The sequence below is a fragment of the Pantoea sp. SGAir0418 genome (genome assembly GCF_043529865.1).
Map to the genome: position 1 here is coordinate 3,062,125 of NZ_CP027911.1, position 22,914 is coordinate 3,085,038.

A 22,914-nucleotide genomic window follows, 5' to 3' on the forward strand; every position below is an offset into this window, starting at 1 on the left:
GCGTGCCGCCGATGCGAAAATTTTTCCAGCAGACTGGTCGCATTGCGTGACAAAAGGCGCGATTTTCTGCTCACATTTTCGGATTAATCGCACGCTGTGTCTAAAAATCACCCGGCCAGACGCTACAATTATCTAAGACTTTTCTGAGGAGATAATGATGGAACTGGCTATTTTTATCGGCTTCGCCATCGTGATGACCTTCGTGGCCGTCCGGGTGCGTTAAGCCTCGTTAATTTTCTCTCTGCCGTTGTGCACCAAACGGTGCCAGCGGCATCCTCCGCGCCAGATAAGTGATTCGGTTCCCTCTCCGCCTGCTCGCCAGATGAAAGCGCAAGCCATCATGCCGCGCATCGCCTGCGATGAGGCGGTCAGTTAGCGCCGCGATTGTGACGTATCTGAACCGGCGAAAATCTCCGCAAACGCACCTCGACAGCACCGATCGCCGTTGCTACTATGCGTCTTCCTCTGCCCGCTGAGTCGCCTATGGACACCCAATCCGACAAAGTTACGTTGACCCTGTTTTACGTGGGTAGCTTTGTGGTTTATTACCTCGTGACCATGCTGATTACGCTGTTTCCCAATTACGGGACGCTGCGCAATAACGGCTTGCTGGTGCCGGTGCTGTGCCTGTTTGAATTTGCCGTGATCTATCCCCTGTACCGTTTCTACTGCCAGCGCCGCAGCGACATTCCTCTGGGCTTTCTGCGTCCCGGCCAGGCACTGCTGTTCATCGGCGCGCTGTTTGTGCTGATGGTGGCGCAGACGCAGTTCCTGCAGCCGGAAGGCTGGCTGATTGAACAGAGCCAGCAGGGACGCAGCTCAATGCTGATTCTGCTGCTCACCGCCGTGCTGCTGGCGCCGGTGTTTGAAGAGGTGCTGTTCCGCGGCTTTCTGCTGCAGGCGTTTTTGCTGTGGGCGCCCAAAAGCCGTTTTGCCTGCATGTTGCTCACATCGCTGCTGTTCGCCGCGTTGCACACGCAGTACGTGCACTGGGAAACCATCGTTGCGCTGACGCTGTTCTCGCTGCTGCTGTGCTACGCGCGTCTGCGCAGCAACAGCCTGGCGTTGCCGATTTTTCTGCATACGCTGAATAACCTGATCGCCATCCTGCCCGCCTGGTTCTACGCCTGATCCCCCTCACTGTTTGCTAACGATGCCATTAATTTCCCTGCATTTTCAGGTACTATCGCTTTTTAGCCTGCAGGAATGATGGTCGAAGCGCTGATGATTACTATGCTGGATGTGGCCCGCAAAGCGGGCGTTTCTAAAGCCACCGTGTCGCGCGTGCTGGCGGGCAACCGCTATGTCAGCAAATCCACGCAGCAAAAAGTGTTTCAGGCGATAGAGGAAACCGGCTACCGCCCGAATCTGCTGGCGCGCAGTCTGGCGACGCAAAAATCGCAGAATATCGGCCTGATCGTCACCCATTCGCTGTTTAACGGCCCCTATTTCAGCGAGCTGCTGTACCAGACGGCCACGCTGACCAATAACTATGGCCGCCAGCTGATCCTCGCCGATGGCAAAACCAGCGCTGACGATGAGCGCGCGGCAATCGAGTTTCTGCTCGATCTGCGCTGCGACGCCATCATTATCTACCCGCGTTTTCTCGACACCGCCGCGCTGGAAGCGATCATCGACCAGCACGATATCCCGATCATGGTGGTTAACCGCCGTCTGACGCAGCACGCGGCGAACTGCGTCTGGGCTTCGCACCAGCAAAATACCCGTGATGCGGTGAACTACCTGATTGCGCGCGGTCACCATGATATCGCGTTTATCACCGGACTGGCGGGATCGCCCACCGCCGCCGCGCGTCTGGCTGGCTATCAGCAGGCGCTGGCCGACCATCAGCTGCCGTATGAAGCGGCGCGCGTACTGCCGGGCGCGTGGACGCCGGAGAGCGGTCAGGCGGCGGCACGCCAGTTGCTGAGTGCCGGCGTACCCTTCAGTGCGCTGATGGCCAGCAATGACGATATGGCGATTGGTGCCGCGCTGGCGCTGAATGCGGCGGGCAAACGGCTGCCGCAGGATGTATCGCTGATGGGCTTTGATGATATTCGCATGGCCGAATTTTTCCTGCCGCCGCTCACGACGGTTCACGTGCCGGTGGCGGAGATGATTCAGCACACGCTGGCGCAGCTGGTGGCGATGCTGGAGGGCGAAGCGATTGCGCCCCTGCCGCCCTTCAGCGGACGGCTGATTGAGCGCGCTTCCGTGGCAGATGGACCATTTCGCCGCTCATAACGCCTCGCCAGCATCCTGCGTGACCAGCCACTGCTCCAGCTGCTGTAGCGTAGCAGCCTTAACGCTCTCCTGCGGGCGCACCAGGTAATAGGTGTGCCGGCCACAGTCCAGCTGGTAATCCTCCATGGCGATTAGCGTGCCTGCCTTCAGCTCCGCTTCCACCAGCACGCGCTGCGCCAGCGCAATCCCCTGCCCTTCAATGGCGGCCTGATAGGCCAGCGCCGAACTTTCCATCTGCCGCCGGTGCGGCAGCGCGTCCATTTCCACGCCAAATGCTTCGCACCAGCGCTGCCAGTCATCAGGACGTCCGCGCACCAGCAGCAGGGTATGCTGCGCCAGCCCGGCCAGATGCATGCTGGCGCGCCGGTCAGCCGTCGGACGGCACACCGGCACCAGCACGTTTTTCACCAGCGGCGTGGCGTGCTGCTGCGGCCACGTACCGTCACCAAGCCGAATCGCCGCGTCGCAATCCACCGTATCGTCCCATTCCGACGCGGTCGTCAGGCGCACGTCAATCGCCGGATGCGCCAGCTGAAACTGTGCCAGCCGCGGAATCAGCCAGCGGGTGGCGAAGGTGGTGAAGGAGTGCAGCCGGATGACCGTGCGGCCGGCATTGCGCTGCAGCGTGGCGCTCGCCTGGCGAATACCGTCGAGGTGCTGGCTGATTTGCAGAAAATAGGCATTGCCGGGCAGCGTCAGTACCAGCCCGCGCCCCTGACGCTGAAACAGCGCCGTGCCGAAGTACTCTTCCAGCAGACGAATCTGACGACTCACCGCGCCTGGCGTCACCGACAGGCCATCAGCCGCTGCCCGCACGCTGCCGCTACGGGCGACATACTCAAACGCCAGCAAGGCATTCAGGGGTGGCAAATCACGCATCAGTTAACCGTTCAGTTTTTCTCAATGATGGAGCAATTTTAATCGATTGTGGCGAAAAGGCCAGACGCGCATCATTTCTGCACAGCGGCAGCCAGCCCGATAATGCTGACTGCCAGGTTGTCACATTGATTCTGACACTGGAGCACACTGGAATGATTAAAGTCACCAATCCTGCCGACGGCAGCCTCGTCGGCGAAGCACCGTTCATGCGCCACGACGAGGTCGCGGCCGCTATCGATCGCACCTGTGCCGCGTTTCCGGCATGGGCGGCAAAAAGCGCGAAACAGCGCAGCGACCTGCTGCGTGGCTGGTACGATCTGGTCCGCGCCGATAAGCACCTGTTTGCTGAACTGATGGTCAGGGAGAATGGCAAATGCCTGAGCGAAGCGCTGGGCGAAATTGAATACGGTCTCGGCTTCATTGAGTGGTATGCGGAAGAGGCCAAACGCGTCAACGGTGATACCCTGCCGTCGCACGATGCTAACGCCTCCGTGCTGGTGGTAAAAGAGCCGGTCGGCCCGACCGCGGCCATCACGCCGTGGAACTTCCCGTTTATGATGATCACCCGCAAAATTGCTACCGCGCTGGCCGCAGGCTGCACCATGATCATCAAACCGGCAGAAGAAACGCCGCTTACTGCGTATAAACTGCTGGAGTATGCACGTCAGGCCGGTATTCCCGCTGGCGTGTTTGAGATGGTGACCGGCGATCCGCAAGCCATCGGCGAAGCTTTTACCAGCGATACGCGCATCCACAAAATCTCCTTCACGGGATCTACCCGCGTCGGCAAACTGCTGGCGCAGCAGTGCGGGGCCACGCTGAAAAAGATGACCATGGAGCTGGGCGGCAACGCGCCGTTTATCGTGTTCGCCGACAGCCCGCTGGAAGAGAGCGTGGCCGGGCTGGTCAGCGCCAAACTGCGTAACTCCGGCCAGGTGTGTATTTCGCCTAACCGCATCTTTGTGCATGACGCGATTTACGATGCCTTTGTGCAGCAACTGGTGAAAACAGTCAGTGAGATCCGTGTCGATCAGGGTATGCAGCAGGAATTTGTGGTTGGCCCGCTGATTAACCGCATGGCGCTCGATAAAGTCACCGCACTGGTGGATGATGCGGTAGCACAGGGGGCGACGCTGCGCCTCGGCGGTAAGCCACACGCGAAGGGCGGGCTGTTCTATGAGCCGACCATCCTGTGCGATCTGGACGCCTCGTTTGCCGTGCACAACACCGAGATTTTCGGACCGGTATTTGCTCTGTACCGTTTCAGTGATGAAGAGCAGGTGATTCGCTGCGCTAACGATACCGAATACGGTCTGGTGGCCTATGCGTGGACGCGGGACGTTGGCCGCGCTTTCCGCCTGTCGAAAAAACTGGAAGCCGGCATGGTGATCCTCAATTCCGGCTCGGTCGGAACGGCGTCAGTGCCGTTTGGCGGTATCAAGCACTCCGGCTACGGCCGCGAGGGCGGCCATTACGGTATTGAAGAGTATGTGCAGGTAAAATATGTGCTGATGGCGGGACAACACCGCTAATCACGCTGCTGGCGCGGCGGCGACCCAGCCGGGATGCCGCCGCGCCGCGCGTTAGTATTCCACCTCCGCATCAGGCTGTGCACCGTTATTGCGGATCAACTGCTGATACCAGAAAAAGCTCTTCTTGCGATAACGCGCCAGATCGCGCAGATCGTGTTCATCACGGTTAACGTAGATAAAGCCGTAACGTTTGCTGATGCCCTGGTGGGTGCTGACCAGATCGATGGCCGACCACGGACAGTAGCCAAACAGCTCGACGCCATCGGCAATTGCCAGCCGCAGCTGAGTGATATGCTCACGCAGATAGGCAATGCGATAGTCGTCATACACTTTGTTGCCCGCCTCCAGCGTGTCGAACGCACCGAGACCGTTTTCTGTGACAATCAGCGGCAGGCGATAGCGCGCGTAGATCTCCCGCGCGGTAATGCGGAAACCGACCGGATCGATATACCAGCCAAACTGATTCTGCTGCAGATGCGGATTGTTGCAGCCGACGTACACCGATTTGTCGATGCCGGCCATCTGCTGGTCGGCCTGCTGCTTGCTGTTCAGCTCACCACGCGCGACCTCAGGCATGTCAGCACTGACGGTGGCCGATGCATAATAGTTGAAGGCGATAAAGTCCGGCTGGCCGGCGGCGATGGTCGCCATATCCTCCGGCTCAATGTGCGGCAGCCAGCCGCGCTGCTGCAGAAACGCCCACACCACGTTGTTGTAATGGCCGTGCACCGCCAGGTCGAGGTAGAGCCAGTTGCGGATCGCTGAAAAGTTATCGGCGGCCAGCACATCTTCCGGTCTGGCGCTGGCGGCATAGATACAGGAGATGTTCGGTGCCGGGCCAATTTTGGCCTGCGGCAAGCGCTGGTGACAGGCAATCATCGCTTTGGCCTGCGCCAGCATCATATGGTGGTTCTGCTGATACAGCGTCTTCTGCGCATCCACCGTGCCGGCCGGCAGCGTGCCAATCACCTCGCCTTTGAGGATCATCATGTTTTGTTCATTGATGGTCAGCCAGTATTTCACCCGGTCACCATAGTGCTCGAAGCAGGTGATGGCGAAGCGCTCAAAGGCGGCCACGGTGCGTCGGTTTGACCAGCCGCCATCCTGCTGCAGCGCCCACGGCAGGTCGAAGTGATAGAGCGTGACCAGCGGCTCAATGCCGTGGCGGCAAATTTCATCAATCAGCTGCTGATAAAACGCAATGCCCGCCGGATTCAGCTCGCCGTCACCCTGCGGATAGATGCGGCTCCAGGCGATGGAGAATCGATAGGTTTTCAGGCCAAGCTCCGCCAGCAGCGCGATATCTTCCCGGAAGCGATGATAGTGATCGCTGGTGACGGTGAAATCCGTCATCCCCTCAGGAAAATGGCCTTTATCGATCACCGACGGCCCTTTGCCGTCTTCATTCCAGGCGCCCTCGACCTGATACGCCGAGGTTGAAGCGCCCCACAGAAAGCCGTGCGGAAACGCACCGGGGTTAGGATGTTGCATACTGCCTCCTTGTTAGTCTGCAGCCAGCTCGCGCCGCAGCTGGATGATCTCTTCCGCCAGTTCACGGCACAGCATGGCGTTCATCAGGTGATCCTGCGCATGCACCATGATCAGATTGACCGGAATTTTGCCGCAGCCTTCGTCGGCACCAATCAATTCGGTCTGGATACGGTGCGCGGCTCTGGCCGCCTCGCTGGCTTCGCTCAGCAACGCATCGGCGCGTGGCCACTCTTTGCGCCGCGCCGCGCGCAGCGCTTCCATCGAGCAGGAGCGCGCTTCTCCCGCCTGAATAATCAGTTCCATGACCGTGCTCTCATCAATTTCCATCATGCCTCCTTAACCGGTTGCGCTGCGGCGGCCTGCTCAAGCTCCTGCTGCAGCAGTTGCCGCTCATAAATTTTGAAAAACGGGTAGTAAATCAGCGTGGCGATGGTTACCAGCACGGCAATCAGCACGATGACGCGCCAGTCCCAGCCGGTCGACCAGGCCGCCCCGATCGGTGCCGGCGTGGTCCAGGGGGCCAGCGACACCACGTGGTTAATCAGATGGGTTTTGGTGGCTGTCCAGGCGAGCGTGGCGTTGACTAACGGCGCGCAGATAAACGGAATGAACAGAATCGGATTCATCACCACCGGCGAACCGAAGATGACCGGCTCGTTGATGTTGAACATGCTGGGCACAATGCTCAGCTTGCCAATCGAGCGCAGATGCGCCGAGCGGCTGCGCAGGTAGAGCAGCACCAGCCCCATGGTGGAACCGGAGCCGCCAATAACGATGAAAAACTGCCAGAACGGCTCGATAAACACGTGCGTGATCGGCTCACCGGCGTTAAGCGCCTGCTGGTTGAGACCGAGGTTAGTCAGCCAGAACGCCTGCAGAATGCCGCCGACAATCACCGCACCGTGAATGCCGGCGAACCACAGCATGTGGCACAGCAGCACCGCCACCAGCACCGCCGGTAACGAATCCGAGGCGGAGATAATCGGTGCGAATAGCGCCATGATCGCCTGCGGCAGCAGCAGGCCAAACTGCGCCTGCACCCACAGGCTGAGCGGAAACAGCGTGATGAAGATGGCGATGATCGGGATCAGCAGATCGAACGACTGACGAATTTTGGGCGGCACCTGCTCCGGCAGCTTAAAGCCGATGTTGTGCTTTTGCAGGAAGTGCATCAGCTCAGTGGCGAACAGCGCCACCAGAATCGCGGTGAAAATGCCCTCGCCGCCGAGTGAGCCAACCGGCAGCGTGCCGTTGCTCTGCGGCGCGGCCACCACCAGAAACGCCATCAGCGCCAGGCTGGCCGCCATAAAGCCGTTCATCTTGTAGCTGTTCGCCAGGTTATAGGCGATGGCGCTGGCGATATACAGCGCCATGATGCCCATGGTCATGTTATACGGCATCATGATTTGCGCTTCATGCGCGCGCACCATACCGAGCCACCACTGGGCAAACGCCCATGAACTGTCAGCTGAGAACGGCGGATGGGCAAACAGCAGCATAAACGAGCCCACAATCAGAAACGGCATCGAGGCGATAAATCCATCGCGGATGGCAATCACATGGCGCTGGCTGGAGAGGCGTCCGGCCAGCGGGCTGATGCGGTTTTCAATCACACCAAATAACGATTCGCTTATGCTGCTCATCGGCGAGCTCCTTGCATCAGGCAACAACAGAATAAGCCTGTGCAATAGCGCACAGGCGTAAACAATTATTTTATTTTCGGAATAATCGTCAGGCGTGAATCAGCTTTAGCGAATCATCTAATATTTTCGCGCCATTCATCATGCCGTAATCCATGCTATTAATCACAGTGATAGGCTTATTTAGCTGCTGCGCCAGCGGCTGGAAGTCCGCCAGTTTGTATTTAATCTGCGGCCCGAGCAGGCAACAGTCAAAGTTCGCGATCTGATCGTTAAACTCTTCAATGCCAACGGCTTTTATCTCAACCTCGACGCCCTTCTCTTTGGCGGCCTTCTCCATTTTCTGCACCACCATGCTGGTGGACATTCCGGCGGCGCAGCAGAGTAGAATCTTTGGCATCATTCAATCCTCAGTGTGGGGTTTAATTAACGAATACCCGCGCTAAAGATTTTCTGCAACCGGTTTCAGATTTGCGTTACGGATCTGTGAGAAATATCAAAAAGCGCGCTGCAAATTTAATCGGGATGCAATAATAAACGGAAGAGATTATGTGAAAGTCAGGGAACAGTGGCGCGGCCAGACACAGCGCGCCACCGGGGCAGAACGTCAGGAGATGGCGGAATCTTTTTGCTTGTCGGCTTCGAAGTGTGCCTTGAACTGTTCGTAGATGGAGATCATATTGGAAGCATCGCCGTGTAGCGGGCTCAGTTTACCGGCGCGCACCAGTTCGATGACCAGTTGCAGGGCGGCCTGTTTTGGGCTGCTGGCCGGATGGGCAATTTCATGAGACATCAGATATCACTCCTTATTGTTGTCAGTGCCGCACAGTTTAGCCCAGATTGTGCTGCTAATGGGCGCGGCGCTGGTTATCATCATTCTGTTCGGACAAAAAAGCCGCTCAGGCTGTTCATTGACGCCTGAGGCGTTTAGCTATACTGGATCAAAAAAAGGAACACACAGCCACGCATTCCGTACCACGGGAATGGTGCAGAAGGAGTCGGTTATGTTGATTGGTTTTGTCTTGTTAGTGAGCGCCTGCGGCCACGATGCCTGTGATGCCCTGCCGGTGTCGGAGCGGATTTACCCCACGAAAGTGGCCTGCGAACAGATGGCCGATCGCATCCATAAAGTCCGGCCGAACGTGGTGCTGCTTTGTGGGGAAGTGCACCGTTAATTCGGTGCCAGTGCGTCATCAATTGCATAAAAAACAGCCAGACGGCATTGCAACCTGGGCCCGCAGCGTTCAAAATATAAGCTGCTTTACACTATTACAGTTGTGAATCCCATGAAAAAAACTCGCCCCCGTCGTCCCAACGGACGCTGGGTTTATTACATTTTGTATGACGGCATTCTCTGGCCCTGTCCGGTGCGCTGGGAGTGGGAGAGCGGCTTCGGCGGCTGGCTGCCGTTTTACTATTCGCCCACCTTTGAATTTGTCGCGGGCGATCCGCGCAAGGCCTACCGCATTGCGCGCAGCAGCGTGCGCAATCTGCGCCAGCATGAGCATGACGGCGAATATGCCTGAGGCGTCAGAACTGCCACGGCAGCCACGAGGCCGTCAGCAGGTAGTGCACCAGTTCCAGCACCAGAATAATCATCACCAGCACCCCGAGCTTGTGGCGGCATACCCAATCCTTTAGCCCCATATCATCGCCGCCCAGCGAATCAGCATCAGCGCGCCGCAGATGCACAGCAACACCACAATCATCTTCCAGTGTTTTGTCGCAGCCAGTTTTTTTGCCACGTTTCCTCCAGACAGCAGAAAGCAACGATGCGCCCGCAGGCGCATCGCATAGTCTACCGCTGGTCACCCGTGAGGGCGATTAATTATTCAGCGTATAGTCGAGGGTGATTTCGGCATTCAGCACCTGAGACACCGGGCAGCCGGCTTTGGCTTTCTGAATGATTTCATCAAATTTGGCATCATCGATGCCCGGCAGCGCAATGGTGCTGTTAAGGGCAATTTTGGTGATGGCGAAGCCGTCGCCCTTTTTGTCCAGTGAAACATCGGCGGTGGTGTCGATGCTTTTCGGTGGATGACCGGCCTGGCCCAGCATCAGCGACAGCGCCATGGAGAAGCAGGCGGCGTGTGCCGCGCCAATCAGCTCTTCCGGATTGGTGCCCTTCTCGCCTTCAAAACGGGTGTTAAAACCGTATGGCTGGTTGCTGAGCACGCCGCTTTCAGTGCTAACCGTGCCTTTGCCTTTGATGTCGCCTTCCCAATGGGCCGATCCTTTCTTATGAATGGTCATGTCATTCCTCCTGTTAGTCAGACAGCTATTCAGTATAGACAAGAGCCGGCGCTTTGCCTGGCTTAGCGCACCGCGTGCGGGCGCGCCGGGCTGAGTCCGGCTTCGCTCAGCAGCGCATTCGCCTGCACCAGCGAATCCTGGGTGATGTCCGCAATGGTTTTCGCGCCGGTCAGCGTCATCGCCACCCTCATCTCTTTCTCAACCAGGCTCAACAGATTCTCCACGCCGCGCTGGCCGTGCGTCGCCAGCGCATAGATAAACGCGCGTCCCAGCAGCACGCTGTCAGCCCCCAGCGCAATCATGCGCACCACATCCAGCCCGTTACGAATGCCGCTGTCGGCCAGAATGGTGATGTCGCCCTTTACCGCGTCGGCGATGGCCGGCAGCGCGCGCGCCGACGACAGCACGCCATCCAGCTGACGTCCGCCGTGGTTGGAGACCACGATGCCATCGGCGCCAAAACGCACCGCATCGCGCGCATCTTCCGGGTCGAGAATGCCTTTGATCACCATCGGCCCTTCCCAGAATTCGCGAATCCACTCCAGATCCTGCCACGAGATCGACGGGTCGAAATTTTTCGCCAGCCAGCCGATATAATCTTCCAGTCCGGTAGGGTTACCGAGGTACGTGGAGATATTGCCGAGATCGTGCGGACGCCCGTGCAGCCCGACGTCCCACGCCCACTGCGGATGAGTGACCGCCTGCCAGTAACGGCGCAGCGCGGCATGCGGGCCGCTCATGCCGGAGTGCGCATCGCGGTAGCGCGCGCCCGGCGTCGGCATATCGACGGTGAACACCAGCGTCGAGCAGCCTGCCGCTTTGGCCCGCTCCAGCGCGTTGCGCATAAAGCCGCGATCGCGCAGCACATACAGCTGAAACCACATCGGGCGGTTAATCGCCGGTGCCACCTCTTCTATCGGGCACAGCGACACGGTCGACAGGGTAAACGGAATGCCGCAATTGGCTGCCGCACGCGCCGCCTGCACTTCACCGCGTCGCGCGTACATGCCGCACAGGCCGACCGGCGCCAGCGCCACCGGCATCGACAGCGTTTCATTGAACAGCCGTGTTTCCAGACTCAGCTCAGCCATGTTTTTCAGCACACGCTGACGCAGCGCCACGTCAGAGAGATCGGCCACGTTGCGCTTCAGGGTATGTTCTGCGTAGGCCCCGCCGTCCAGATAGTGAAACAGGAATGGCGGCAGGATACGTTGCGCCGCGGCGCGATAGTCACTGGCAGCAGAAATAATCATCAGTTGTCTTCCTTACGGGTAACCTGCGTCGCGCCCGGTAGCCGCGTGATGCGGGCCTGGCGCGCTTCGTCTTCATGCAGCGTTTTCATGGTGGTGTGAACAAAGCCGAGGTGATCCATCGCCGCCTGGCGCGCCGCGTCGGCGTCGCCCGCCATCACCGCATCGAACATCGCCTGATGCTGGGCGTTGAGCTGGTTGAAAATCACCGGCTGGGTGTACATACGCTGGCGGCTGTGCAGCACGGAGGATTGCAGCAGATCGAAAAATCCGCGCATGGTCTGCAGCAGCACCAGATTATGCGAGGCTTCGGCAATGGCGAGGTGGAAGCGCAGATCCGCCTGCGCGGCCAGTTCGGGATCGTCGCAGTCGTTCATTTGTATCAGCGCGTCAAAGGCATAGCGCAGCCGCTCTTTATCCGCCTCGGTGGCGCGCTGCGCGGCGTGCCAGGCGGTGCTGGCCTCAATCGCGTGGCGCGCCTCAAGAATATCCCAGCGGTAGTCAGGATCGGCGGCCAGCAGCTGACGAATCGGCTCGACGATGCGCTGTTCTGACCACGGCCCCTGCGGCTCGCACAGCCAGGTGCCGCCGCCGCGTTTACTGATCAGCACGCCACTGCTGATCAGCTGCTGGATGGCCTCACGCACCGACGAGCGCGACGCGCCGAAGCGGGCGGCCAGCGCACGCTCCGAGGGTAAACGCATGCCAGGTTTCAGCTGATGCTCTTCAATCCAGGCGCTAAGACGCGCGCGCAGCGTATCCGCCAGCCGCGGTGTGGGTTCAGTCATGGAATCATCCAGGTAAAGACATACGCCTGCAGCGTGGTGATCACGCCGACCATACAGGTAAAAATCAGGCTGTGTTTAACGGTAAACCGGAACAGATCGGACTCGCGCCCCACCAGCCCCACGGCGGCGCAGGCGATGGCGATCGACTGCGGCGAAATCATTTTACCGGTGACACCACCGGTGGTATTGGCGGCCACCAGCAGCACATCCGACACACCAATCTGCTGCGCGGTGGTCGCCTGCAGCGCGGCGAACAGCGCGTTGGAAGAGGTATCGGAGCCGGTCAGAAAGACGCCCAGCCAGCCGAGGAACGGCGAGAAGAAGGTGAAGGCCTGGCCGGTGTGCGCCAGCGCCAGGGCCAGCGTGGCCGATAGCCCGGAGTAGTTTGAGATGAACGCAAAGGCCAGCACCATGCCGATGGAGTAGATCGGCAGCGCCAGTTCCTTCAGGGTTTCGCCAAAGGTGCGCAGCGCCGCCGCCGGCTTCATGCGCAGGAAAATCACCGAAATCACCGCCGCCAGCAGAATCGCAGTGCCGGTGGCGGAGACCACGTCAAATTTGAACAGCGCCGCATACGGCGTTGCTGCGCTCACCACCGGCGGCATGCGTGCCACCAGCTCGTGCAGCAGCGGCACCGGTACGCTAAACACCCAGTCATACAGCGCGCCGCCTTTGGCGAACAGCGCTTTAAACGGCGGAATACTCCACAGCGTAACGGTCGCGGTAAGGAACAGGAACGGCATCCAGGCACGCACAATCTGCGCCAGCGTATAGCGTTGTGTCCCTGAGGGCGCAGTCTCTGGCGCGGGCTCTTTAAAGCGGAAGATGCGTACCGGCTGCCAGCGGCGCAGAAACAGCGTCAGGCAGATCAGCGAAGCCAGCGACGAAATGATGTCCGGCAGCTCCGGGCCAAGGAAGTTAGAGCTGAGGTACTGGGCGATGGCAAACGAGCCGCCGGCCACCATCACCGCCGGCCAGGTCTCTTTGATGCCGCGCCAGCCATCCATGATCGCCATGATCCAGAACAGCACGATGAGGGTGAGAAACGGCAGCTGGCGTCCCGCCATCTGGCCAATCTGGAAGCTGTCCAGCCCGGTGACCTGACCGGCGACGATGATCGGAATCCCCATCGCGCCGAATGCCACCGGCGCGGTATTGACGATCAGGCACAGGCCGGCGGCATAGAGCGGATTAAAGCCCAGCCCGACCAGCAGTGCGGCGGTGATCGCCACCGGTGCCCCAAAGCCTGCCGCGCCCTCTAAAAACGCGCCAAACGAAAAGCCGACGATCAGCATCTGCAAACGCTGGTCTGGCGTGATGGAGAGAATCGAAGCGCGAATGATATCGAACTGGCCGGTTTTCACCGAGATCTTGTAGACAAACACCGCCGCCACGATGATCCAGGCAATCGGCCACAGGCCGTATAAAAAACCATACGCCACCGACGCCAGCGCCTGGGGCACCGGCATGCCGTACAGCAACAGCGCCACCAGCAGCGCCAGCACCACGGTGATCGTACCGGCCTGATAGCCCTTCAGCTTGAGCTTAATCAGCGCGAAGAAGAAAAAAACAATCGGGATCACCGCCACCAGGCTGGATAGCCACAAATTGTTGAGCGGATCGTAGTTTTGTTGCCACACCTGCATGCCGTTTCTCCAGAGGTCACCAGAGGGATGCGGCGCATCGGCAAAAGCAGGCGTGCGCCGCAGATTATTGCCCGGTTCAGGACCACAATTGGTAGGACCACATTGCGGCTGACGGGCTTTATGGCTCCAGATAGTTAATGCATTGTTAACCCAAAGCAACGCGGCAGGCGTGATTTTTCGTGTTATGTGACCATGTGGCTACATTTCTATAACATTGGTAGGACCAATCAGCGCGCTGCCGCACCAAAGGCGCGCGCATAGCTGTGCGGATGAAAACGCAGATTGAGTCCGATCAACCCCAGCGTCACGATGCCCTGCATCAGCCATACGCTGGCAAAGCTGTGGGTGAGCACCTGTAACTGACCGGCAATAAACGGCATGCAGCCGGCGATGATGAATCCTGCGCCCTGCATGAAGGCCACCAGCCGCGCGCCTGCCTGCGGCTGCGGCAGGTGATCGAGCGCCAGCACCATCGCCAGCGGGAACGCGGCACCGAGACCGAAGCCGGCGATGGCGGCCCACAGCCACGGCGCCAGCAGTGGCGCAAAAAGAAACCCGCTCATCCCGGCCAGCTGGCACAGCAGACTGACAATCAGCTGCGGACGGCGATCGGCACCGCGCGCCAGCAGCGGCATCAGCAGCGCGCCGGCAACCTGGCTCAGAATCATCACGCCCAGCAGCGAGCCGCCGGCCTGCGCCGACCAGCCCAGCCGGTGATACGCATCCGGCAGCCAGGCAACACAGGTGGCATAGCCGCCGTTGACCAGGCCAAAGCTCAGCGCCAGCGACCAGGCGCGCGGCTTACGCCACAGCGGCGGCAGCGTTACCTGCGCGGCATCCGGCGCGGCAGGCACGCGCACCAGTAGCCACAGCAGGATAGCCAGCAGCACCGGCAGCGCCCAGCCGCTGAGCGCCAGCGGTACGCCAAGCTGCGCGCTGAGCCACGGCGACAGCGCCGCGCCCAGTCCGCCGCCGCCCATCAGCGCGCCCGCCCACAGCCCGGTGACCGCCGCGCTGCGCCGGCTAAAACGCTGTCGAATCAGTCCCGGCATCGCCATCTGCACCACGCCGACGCCGATGCCGGCAAACAACGCGCTGAGCACCAGCCCGCTGCCGCTGTCGATCACGCCGCGCGCCGCCAGCGCCAGCAGCAATAGCGTCAGCCCGGCCAGCAGTAAGGGCTTTAAGGCCACGCGCTGCATCAGCGTGGCGCTGAACAGCGCCACCGCGCCCATCATCACCATCGGCACCGCCGGCAGCAGCGAGGCGGCCAGCCCTGACAGATGCAGGCTGTGGCGCAGCTGGCCCAGCAGTGGACTGATCGAGGTCAGCAGCGGGCGCATGTTCAGCCCGGCCAGTACCAGTGCAGCCAGCGTTAACGTATTGGCATGTCGGTTCATAACCCATCCTGCAGTGAAAAGGTTGTCAGCATCGCAGCAGACAGTACTATTTGGAAATGAAATAACACCATGATGGGCAGTGGATAAATGAATCGTCAGCCAATGTTTACGCCGCAGCAGCTATTGAGCTTTGTGGCGGTGTGCGAGACCGCCAGCTTTACCCGCGCCGCCGAGCGTGTGCACCTGTCGCAGTCGACGGTCAGTCAGCAGGTGCGGCGGCTGGAAGAGATGCTGGGTAAAGCGCTGTTACAGCGCACCTCACATCAGGTGGCGCTGACCGAAGAGGGAGAAAAATTGCTCGGCTACGCGCGGCGCATCATCGCCCTTAACGGCGAAGCGCACGATGTGCTGAGCGATAAGTGGCGCGACGGCATTGTGCGCATTGGCGTGCCGGAGGATTTTGCCGCCCCGACCGCCAGCCTGCTGGCCGGATTCAGCCGACAGCATCCACAGCTGCGTCTTGACGTGATGAGCGGCATGTACGTCGATCTGCATCGCGCATGGCAGCGCGAAGAGCTGGATCTGATGCTGATCAAGCAGCCGGGCGGCGATCGCCCGCTGGCCGCCCGGCCCGAGCCGCTGCTGTGGCTGGACAGTGCTGAACATCCCTGCTTTGACCAGACGCCGCTGCCGCTGGTGGTGTTTCCGCAGCAGGGGCTGTATCGCGAAGAGATGTGTCAGACGCTGGATGCGCTCGGCCGCAGCTGGCGCATCAGCTACAGCAGCGCCAGCCTGGTGGCCCTCGCCAGCGCCAGCGCCGCCGGTCTCGGCCTGACGCTGCTGCCCGCCAGCTGCCGCCTGCCCGGTCACCGCGTGCTGGGCAGCGCTGAGGGTTTACCAGTGATCAGCCATTTCGAGCTGGCGCTGTTCTGCCGTAAGCCGCAGGATGCGCTGCAACAGGCGCTGGCCGCTGCGCTGGTGCAATTCTGCCAGCTACAGTGGCAGTGATTTTTCCACTGCCAGGCAGTGGGAAATATCGCAGCGCGGCGGCGTCGGTTTTGCCAGATTAGGTTTTTTCCTTTTGCCTGGAGTTTCCGATGCCTCTGACCGCTTCCAGCCGCCGTGATTTTCTCAGCCACGGCGTCCGCCTTACTGCCGCAGGCAGCCTGATGATGGCTGGCATGAGCAGCGCCGCCCGTCCCGACACACCGCCGGTCTCGTCCACACCGCCGCCTGCCGTGGCGCACTATCAGCTGCTGAATGTGCGCCTCGAAGAGGGATTTGAGCGCGACGGCGCGGAGATAGTCGCCACCCGCACCGCGCTGTACGACATCACCATTAAAGAAGGCAAGTTCAGCGCCATTAGCGCCGCCGGCCAGGCGCGCCAGCCTGCCCTGCCGCAGTGGGATGCCGGCGGTGCGCTGCTGTTACCGCGCACGCGGGACATGCACATCCATCTGGATAAAACCTTCTACGGCGGACCATGGCAGGCACCGCGCCCGCGGCAGGGCAAGACCATCATGGATATGATTGCGCGCGAGCAGGTGCTGATTCCCCAGCTGCTGCCAACCTCGCAGGCGCGCGCCGAAGCGCTGATTGGCCTGCTGCAAAGTAAAGGCAGCACCGAAGCGCGCAGCCACTGCAACATCGATCCAGTCAGTGGCCTGAAAAGTCTCGAACATCTGCAGCTGGCGCTGGCCAACCATCCGGCATTTCGCTGTGAGATCGTCGCCTTTCCGCAGCATGGTTTGCTGCATTCGCAGGTTGATGGTCTGATGCGCGAGGCGATGCAGCTCGGCGTGCAGTATGTCGGTGGGCTGGATCCCACCAACGTGGATGGTGCCATGCAGGCTTCGCTTGATGCGATGTTCCGCATCGCGCTGGATTACGATCGCGGCGTGGATATTCACCTGCATGAGACCAGCGCCGCCGGCGTGGCAGCCATTCAGTACATGATCGCCACCATCGCCCGTAATCCGCAGCTGAAAGGCAAAGTGACGCTGAGCCACGGTTTCGCGCTCGCCACGCTGGAAGGTAAGGCGCTGGATGAGATTATCGCCGGCATGGCCGAACAGCAGATGAGCGTGGCGTCAACGATTCCGATTGGCAAGCTGACGATGCCATTGCCGCAGCTGCAGGCAGCCGGCGTGACGGTGATGACCGGCACCGACAGCGTGATCGATCACTGGTCGCCGTTCGGCACCGGCAGCATGCTGGAGAAAGCCAATCTGTATGCCCAGCTGTATCGCGGTTCGGATGAGTTTGGCCTGAGCCGCGCGCTGCATATCGCCACCGGCGGCATTCTGCCGCTCGCCAATAGCGGTGAGCGCCAGTGGCCGCAGCTGCAGGATGAAGCCAGTATGATGCTGGTCGACGCCAGCTGCTCGGCGGAAGCCGTGGCGCGCATTGCGCCGGTGCGCGCTACGTTCCAGCGCGGCACGCCGGTATTCAGCGCCTGAAGGCGCATCGTAGCCAGCACCAGCACGCCAGACCCGGCCACAAAAAAGCCTCCCGCAGGAGGCTTTGGAAGGTGACACCGGCGCGGCAAGTCCGATGATAATGCTGGATTTAAGACAACATCTGAATCGCCAGCGCATACAGGCGCTGGTGCTCATCGTCATTAACAGGCTCTTCTTCCGCATAACAGGCAATCATGGAGCTGACTTTATCGGAGGATAACGTCTCTCCATGCAGATGCAGCGTTAGCACGGCGCGGCCGACGATTTTCAGAACGTCTTCGTTTTGTCCCTGGACATAGTGACTCAATGAGGTGACCTCTGAAGTAATTATTAATTGCCAAATGGCGCGCTAAATATAAAGCAAAGCGGTTAGGATTTTTACTCAGATTTTCCGCATAACAGGTAACATATAAGCGAAATATCACTGAAATTCACCGCAACGTGCCGCGATAATGCCGTATCGCTGCGGCTAATATCATTTTTTCTCTCGAAAAAGCGTTTTTACCGTTCGTGCTGCCTCGTGTGAAATTCGGAACATTCATTAAAACTTTGCGATAGTTGCACCTCATCATTGACCTGACAAAGCGCAACGGCTGACTAATTTCCTCGCGTGATCATTGCCGCAATTGCCGTTGCCGATAGCCCGCCTTTCTGCCAGACTGGCCGCCGCTATTCCTGCTACTACCTGAGATGCTCCTGTGACTGCTTTTTCTACCCTGACGCAACTGCCTGCCAGCCAGCTCGACAACCTGCGCGAGATGGGCTTCGACGCCATGACGCCGATTCAGGCCGCTTCCCTGCCGGCCATCCTTAGCGGACGCGATGTGCGGGCGCAGGCGCAAACCGGCAGCGGCAAAACCGCCGCCTTCGGTATCGGCGTGCTGAACCGCATCGACAGCGGGCGTTTTCATACTCAGGCGCTGGTGCTGTGCCCGACGCGTGAACTGGCCGACCAGGTCAGCAACGTGCTGCGTCAGCTGGCGCGCTTCACCCGCAACATCAAGATCCTGACGCTGTGCGGCGGCCAGCCAATGAGTGCGCAGCGCGACTCGCTGGTGCATGCGCCGCATATTGTGGTCGGCACGCCGGGGCGCATCCTCGATCATCTCAAGCGTGACAATCTCGATTTAAGTCAGTTGCAGAGCCTGGTGCTGGACGAAGCCGATCGCATGCTGGAGATGGGTTTCCGCGACGATATGGAAGCCATCATTGGCTTTACGCCGGATTCGCGTCAGACGCTGCTGTTCTCCGCCACCTGGCCCGATACCATTGCCAGCCTGAGTCAGCGCTTTCAGCGCGATGCGCTGGCAGTAGCGACCGAAGCGCAGTCGGAACTGCCAGCGATTGAGCAGCAGTTTATTGAAACCAGCGCCAGCGAGCGTATCAATCTGCTCAGCGCTCTGCTCAGCCAGCAGCAACCGGCTTCCTGCGTGGTGTTCTGTAACACCAAACGGGAATGTGATGAGATTGCGGCCGCGCTCAACGATCGCCAGATCAGCGCGCTGGCGCTGCACGGCGATCTGGAACAGCGCGATCGCGAACGCGTGCTGATTCGCTTTGCCAACGGCAGCATCCGTGTGCTGATCGCCACCGACGTCGCCGCGCGCGGCCTCGACATTAAATCGCTGGCGCTGGTGGTTAACTTCCAGCTGGCGTGGGATCCGGAAGTACACATTCACCGCATTGGCCGTACCGGCCGCGCCGGCGAACAGGGGCTGGCGGTCAGTTTTGTGGCGGCCGACGAAATGGTGCGCGCCCATGCGCTGGAAGATTACCTGCAGCAGAAGCTCAACTGGCAGCCGGCCAGCACGCTGAAAGGCAAAGGCGCACAGCCGCTGCCGGCGGCAATGATGACGCTGTGCATTGACGGTGGGCGCAAAGCCAAGATGCGTCCCGGCGATATTCTGGGCGCCCTGACCGGTGAAGCCGGTTTCAGCGGCGATCAGATCGGTAAAATCGATCTCACCCCGACCCATGCGTATGTCGCCATCGACGCCGCGCAGGCGAAAAAAGCGCTGATCAAGCTGAAAGAGGGCAAGATCAAAGGCAAAAGCGTGCGCGCGATTCTGCTGAAGTAACTGTCGTGAGCGTGAGGGCGATCGCCCTTACGCTAAATTTTCATCGCCCTTCCCTTCATTTTTTTCCTCCGCTGCCGATAAGTTAATCATGGCGCTATTGCCCTGCCCTTTACTCCGCCCAGATTCTGCCCCGAGGCCACAATGGATAATTTTCAGAAAGAGATCGATGAACGCGCCAACCTTGCGCTTTCTAACAAATTCGAACTGCTGCTGTTCCGGCTGGGTTCCGATCGGCTGAAAGGCAAGTCTGAGCTGTACGGCATCAACGTATTTAAACTGCGTGAAATTGTGCCGATGCCGACGATTACCCGCGCCGCCGGCATGAATTCACCGCTGCTCGGCATGGCCAGTATTCGCGGCCAGTTTATTCCGGTGATCGACCTGCCGGCAGTAACTGGCTGCAAACCGGAAACCGGCCTCAACCTGCTGCTGGTGACCGAATACGCGCGCAGCACCCAGGCATTTGCTGTGGAATCGGTGGAGAACATTGTGCGTCTCGACTGGAATCAGGTGCACACGGCGGAAGCGGGCATCGGCAGCCGTAACATCACCAGCATCGCCTGTCTGGACACCGACGGTCAGAGCAACAATCTGGCACTGGTGCTCGACGTCGAGCAGATTCTGTATGACATCATTCCGTCGGTGCGTGGTGTTGAGCCGAGCGAAGAGACGGCGAAGAATTTCAACCTTAAACCCGGCCAGGTAGCGATTGTTGCTGAAGACTCCAAAGTGGCGCGTCAGCTGCTGGAACAGGGGCTGAAAAGCATGGGCATTCCGGCCATCATGCACAATACCGGGCTTGAAGCGTGGATTAAAATCAGCGAGATGCAGAAAGAAGCGCAGGCTAACGGCGAGTCGATTCACGACAAAATCGCGCTGGTGCTGACCGACCTCGAAATGCCGGAGATGGACGGCTTTACCCTGACGCGCAACATCAAGCGCGACGACGCGCTGCGGCAGATTCCGGTGGTGATTCACTCTTCGCTGTCAGGTAGCGCCAACGAAGATCACGTGCGCAAAGTGGGCGCTGACGGTTACGTCGCTAAGTTTGAAATCAACGAGCTTTCCAGCGTGATTTATCGCGTGCTGGAGAAGAAGCGCTAAGCGCTTGCCCCGATTATCCCCTCAGGCGCGATGTTCGCGCCTTTTTTATGCCCGCTCGCCTGTCATTCGCTGCATTACCGTAACGGCGTATTTATCCTGTCTTACTGATCTATTAATCGTCTGAGGTCACCATGAATGGTGACCCTACAGGGCCTCTGCGCGTTTTTTGCAGGGGGCAGTTTATTGCGCATTCCGCCGCGGTGCGGGAAATGACATGCGCGATGAATCGCGCCGCTACGGTTTGTGCGACGGGATAATGCAGATATCGCATCCGCCTCTGCGCGTTTTTGTCGGGTGCGCAATTTTGCGCACCGGCATAGGCCGTGACGCCAGCTAATTACGACCAGTGATTAATCAACCTTAAGCCCTCTTAACCGTTTTGTGACGAATCCCTAAAAAATTAAAGTTAAAACATTAGCAACCGATAACTTTAGCGCCTGCGCAGGTGGCGCCAGACCCGTCTCGTCGCAACGGCAAAAAATCTTTCCTTTACACATCATTGACATATTGCAGACCCGTCGTCTGCGTTTCCGTTTTAATACAACAGCATTCTGGCATTGCGGGGAGATCCAATGTTGAGCTTAAAGAATATGAAGGTCGGCGTCCGCCTGGGCATCGCCTTTGGTTTAGTGGTGGCACTACTGGTGGTGATTGGTATCACCTCAATCATGAAGATCAACAACATCAAGAGCGGCATTACTTCGATTGTGGAAGATCGCTATGTAAAAGTGCGGCTCGGCTTTGACGTGCGCGATGGCGTCAACGATCAGATCAAATACCTGCGCGGCATCGTCATCGATACCACCCGACCGCAGTTCAACGTGCAGTGCTTTCAGCAGCTGGCAGACGCCACCGCCCGTACCAACGCGGCGATGAAGAAGATCGAAGCGATTCAGATTACCGCCGTGGGCAAGAAGAAAATTGCCAGCCTGCTGGCTGCCAGTCAGCAGTTTGAACAGCAGAAAAATGAGGTGCTGGATCTGGTGCGGGCCGGTAAAGCCGATGACGCCAGCTACTACGTACTGAAAAAAATTACCGCCGTGCAGAATGCCTACCTCGACCTGGCGGTGGCGTTTGCTGATTCCCAGTCCTCGCAGCTCCAGCAGGAAGGCGCCGGCATTATTGATGATGGCACCACGGCGATTGAAGTCACGCTGGTGTTCTCCGCGCTCGCCATTCTCGCTGCCGTGGTGATGGGCTGGCTGCTGACCCGTTCGATTGTGCATCCGCTGAATGAAGCGGTGACCATCGCCAGCAAAGTCGCTGCCGGCGATCTCAGCTCGCGCATTGAAATACGCAGCAAAGATGAAACCGGCGCGCTGATGCAGGCTCTGCAGGCGATGAACGATAACCTGCTGACCATTGTTTCCGACGTACGCGCCGGATCCGACACCATCGCTGTGGCGTCCAACCAGATCTCCAGCGGCAACATCGATCTCTCTTCGCGCACTGAACAGCAGGCCAGCTCGCTGGAAGAGACGGCGTCCGCGATGGAGCAGATGACCGCTACCGTGAAGCACAACGCCGACAATGCGCGCGAAGCCAACTCGCTGGTGGCGAAAACCTCCGGCGTCGCCAAAGAAGGCGGTGAAGTGATGGAGCAGGTGATTGTGAAGATGGAGGCGATTGCCCTCTCCTCGAAGAAGATTGTCGACATCATCAGCGTGATCGACTCTATCGCCTTCCAGACCAACATCCTGTCGCTCAACGCGGCGGTCGAAGCGGCGCGCGCCGGTGAACAGGGTCGCGGATTTGCCGTCGTCGCTACCGAAGTGCGTAACCTGGCGCAGCGTTCTGCCTCCGCGGCGAAAGAGATCAAAGTGCTGATTGAAGACTCGGTGGCGAAGGTGGATGAAGGCAGCCGTCTGGTAACGCACGCCGGTTCAACCATTGGTGACGTGGTCAGCAGCGTAAGCAGCGTGGCGGAGATCATGAGCGAAATCACCATCGCCAGCAGCGAACAGAGCAGCGGCATCAGTGAAATCAATCAGGCCATTACGCAGATGGAAGCGGTGACGCAGCAGAACGCCGCGCTGGTACAGGAAGCGTCCGCTGCGTCTCAGGCGCTGCAGGAGCAGGCCGATCGTCTGGCGCAGTCGATGAGCGTGTTTAAAACCGCTGCGGTTTAAAACAGACAGCCCCGTTCTGCATGCGTCAGACGGGGCCGTTCAGTGTCGCTGGCGTTGTCATGGCGGTGCGCATCGGGTCCG

General features: G+C 59.4%; 23 protein-coding genes. 10 read left to right on the forward strand and 13 right to left on the reverse strand.

The features are described from left to right. The first annotated feature begins 483 nt into the window (after nt 1-483). Together C1N84_RS14405 and C1N84_RS14410 are read left to right on the forward strand one after the other, a co-directional pair. Entirely contained in the window at nt 484-1,131 is a 648-nt protein-coding gene (locus C1N84_RS14405; RefSeq protein ID WP_021507241.1) for a CPBP family intramembrane glutamic endopeptidase, read from the forward strand. Between the two features lie 93 nt (nt 1,132-1,224). Next, complete coding sequence (locus tag C1N84_RS14410; RefSeq protein WP_262258096.1) at nt 1,225-2,244, forward strand: LacI family DNA-binding transcriptional regulator; 1,020 nt, start codon at nt 1,225-1,227, stop codon at nt 2,242-2,244. Here the strand turns inward: C1N84_RS14410 and C1N84_RS14415 are convergent. Beyond that, nucleotides 2,239-3,123, reverse strand: a complete 885-nt coding sequence (locus C1N84_RS14415; protein WP_058757992.1) for a LysR substrate-binding domain-containing protein — start codon at nt 3,121-3,123, stop codon at nt 2,239-2,241. The two genes, C1N84_RS14410 and C1N84_RS14415, sit on opposite strands and share 6 nt — an antisense overlap. Nucleotides 3,124-3,275: 152 nt before the next feature. Here C1N84_RS14415 and C1N84_RS14420 point away from each other — a divergent pair, with 152 nt between their 5' ends. Continuing rightward, nucleotides 3,276-4,655, forward strand: a complete 1,380-nt coding sequence (locus C1N84_RS14420) for an NAD-dependent succinate-semialdehyde dehydrogenase (protein WP_021507244.1) — start codon at nt 3,276-3,278, stop codon at nt 4,653-4,655. 51 nt (nt 4,656-4,706) lie between these two features. On the opposite strand, the gene C1N84_RS14425 is transcribed toward C1N84_RS14420, so the two are convergent. The 5 genes from C1N84_RS14425 to C1N84_RS14445 all read right to left on the reverse strand — a co-directional run bounded on the left by C1N84_RS14425 (nt 4,707) and on the right by C1N84_RS14445 (nt 8,579). After that, nucleotides 4,707-6,146: a glycoside hydrolase family 1 protein gene (locus C1N84_RS14425; protein ID WP_264441592.1), complete on the reverse strand. Its 1,440-nt coding sequence runs from the start codon at nt 6,144-6,146 to the stop codon at nt 4,707-4,709. 12 nt (nt 6,147-6,158) lie between these two features. Beyond that, nucleotides 6,159-6,473 carry a PTS lactose/cellobiose transporter subunit IIA gene (locus C1N84_RS14430; RefSeq protein WP_010618140.1) on the reverse strand — a complete coding sequence of 105 codons (315 nt, stop codon included), beginning with the start codon at nt 6,471-6,473 and terminating at the stop codon, nt 6,159-6,161. After that, a complete protein-coding gene (locus tag C1N84_RS14435; protein ID WP_021507246.1) occupies nt 6,473-7,789 on the reverse strand; it encodes a PTS sugar transporter subunit IIC in 1,317 nt (438 codons plus the stop codon). The genes C1N84_RS14430 and C1N84_RS14435 overlap by 1 nt, the downstream gene beginning before the upstream one ends. Nucleotides 7,790-7,877: 88 nt before the next feature. Beyond that, on the reverse strand, nt 7,878-8,186 hold the full coding sequence (locus C1N84_RS14440; protein WP_031279665.1) for a PTS sugar transporter subunit IIB: 309 nt from the start codon (nt 8,184-8,186) through the stop codon (nt 7,878-7,880). A gap of 207 nt (nt 8,187-8,393) precedes the next feature. Continuing rightward, nucleotides 8,394-8,579, reverse strand: coding sequence for a hypothetical protein (locus C1N84_RS14445; protein ID WP_021507248.1), 186 nt, complete (start codon nt 8,577-8,579; stop codon nt 8,394-8,396). A 58-nt stretch (nt 8,580-8,637) separates the two neighbouring features. On the opposite strand from C1N84_RS14445, the gene C1N84_RS14450 reads away from it, so the two are divergent. Beyond that, nucleotides 8,638-8,961: a hypothetical protein gene (locus C1N84_RS14450; RefSeq protein ID WP_125310664.1), complete on the forward strand. Its 324-nt coding sequence runs from the start codon at nt 8,638-8,640 to the stop codon at nt 8,959-8,961. A gap of 111 nt (nt 8,962-9,072) precedes the next feature. Then, nucleotides 9,073-9,312, forward strand: coding sequence for a hypothetical protein (locus C1N84_RS14455; protein ID WP_021507249.1), 240 nt, complete (start codon nt 9,073-9,075; stop codon nt 9,310-9,312). 111 nt (nt 9,313-9,423) lie between these two features. Here C1N84_RS14455 and yniD read toward each other — a convergent pair whose 3' ends face one another. The 6 genes from yniD to C1N84_RS14485 all read right to left on the reverse strand — a co-directional run bounded on the left by yniD (nt 9,424) and on the right by C1N84_RS14485 (nt 15,123). Further along, complete coding sequence (gene yniD, locus C1N84_RS14460) at nt 9,424-9,531, reverse strand: small membrane protein YniD (RefSeq protein WP_021507251.1); 108 nt, start codon at nt 9,529-9,531, stop codon at nt 9,424-9,426. Between the two features lie 79 nt (nt 9,532-9,610). After that, complete coding sequence (locus C1N84_RS14465) at nt 9,611-10,039, reverse strand: OsmC family protein (protein WP_021313986.1); 429 nt, start codon at nt 10,037-10,039, stop codon at nt 9,611-9,613. A 62-nt stretch (nt 10,040-10,101) separates the two neighbouring features. Further along, the gene (gene lldD, locus C1N84_RS14470; protein WP_264441593.1) at nt 10,102-11,292 is read right to left on the reverse strand and encodes an FMN-dependent L-lactate dehydrogenase LldD; all 1,191 of its coding nucleotides are present in this window, start codon (nt 11,290-11,292) and stop codon (nt 10,102-10,104) included. Beyond that, nucleotides 11,292-12,077 (reverse strand): transcriptional regulator LldR, encoded by a 786-nt coding sequence (gene lldR, locus C1N84_RS14475; protein ID WP_264441594.1) that lies wholly within the window; start codon nt 12,075-12,077, stop codon nt 11,292-11,294. Before lldR ends, lldD begins: the two co-directional genes overlap by 1 nt. Further along, the gene (gene lldP / locus C1N84_RS14480) at nt 12,074-13,723 is read right to left on the reverse strand and encodes an L-lactate permease (protein ID WP_136546371.1); all 1,650 of its coding nucleotides are present in this window, start codon (nt 13,721-13,723) and stop codon (nt 12,074-12,076) included. The genes lldR and lldP overlap by 4 nt, the downstream gene beginning before the upstream one ends. A gap of 227 nt (nt 13,724-13,950) precedes the next feature. Further along, nucleotides 13,951-15,123 carry a cyanate transporter gene (locus tag C1N84_RS14485; protein WP_264441595.1) on the reverse strand — a complete coding sequence of 391 codons (1,173 nt, stop codon included), beginning with the start codon at nt 15,121-15,123 and terminating at the stop codon, nt 13,951-13,953. Between the two features lie 87 nt (nt 15,124-15,210). Here C1N84_RS14485 and C1N84_RS14490 point away from each other — a divergent pair, with 87 nt between their 5' ends. Further along, entirely contained in the window at nt 15,211-16,071 is an 861-nt protein-coding gene (locus C1N84_RS14490; RefSeq protein ID WP_264441596.1) for a LysR family transcriptional regulator, read from the forward strand. An 89-nt stretch (nt 16,072-16,160) separates the two neighbouring features. After that, nucleotides 16,161-17,522, forward strand: a complete 1,362-nt coding sequence (locus C1N84_RS14495) for an amidohydrolase family protein (RefSeq protein ID WP_058775189.1) — start codon at nt 16,161-16,163, stop codon at nt 17,520-17,522. 109 nt (nt 17,523-17,631) lie between these two features. Here C1N84_RS14495 and C1N84_RS14500 read toward each other — a convergent pair whose 3' ends face one another. Then, on the reverse strand, nt 17,632-17,829 hold the full coding sequence (locus C1N84_RS14500) for a hypothetical protein (RefSeq protein WP_010618157.1): 198 nt from the start codon (nt 17,827-17,829) through the stop codon (nt 17,632-17,634). Between the two features lie 391 nt (nt 17,830-18,220). Here C1N84_RS14500 and dbpA point away from each other — a divergent pair, with 391 nt between their 5' ends. From dbpA to C1N84_RS14515, 3 genes are all read left to right on the forward strand, one after another. Continuing rightward, nucleotides 18,221-19,600 carry an ATP-dependent RNA helicase DbpA gene (dbpA, locus tag C1N84_RS14505; protein ID WP_159377459.1) on the forward strand — a complete coding sequence of 460 codons (1,380 nt, stop codon included), beginning with the start codon at nt 18,221-18,223 and terminating at the stop codon, nt 19,598-19,600. Nucleotides 19,601-19,741: 141 nt separating this feature from the next. Next, nucleotides 19,742-20,704 carry a chemotaxis protein gene (locus C1N84_RS14510; protein WP_021507259.1) on the forward strand — a complete coding sequence of 321 codons (963 nt, stop codon included), beginning with the start codon at nt 19,742-19,744 and terminating at the stop codon, nt 20,702-20,704. 572 nt (nt 20,705-21,276) lie between these two features. Beyond that, nucleotides 21,277-22,833: a methyl-accepting chemotaxis protein gene (locus C1N84_RS14515; RefSeq protein ID WP_394541650.1), complete on the forward strand. Its 1,557-nt coding sequence runs from the start codon at nt 21,277-21,279 to the stop codon at nt 22,831-22,833. The last annotated feature ends 81 nt before the right edge of the window (nt 22,834-22,914 follow it).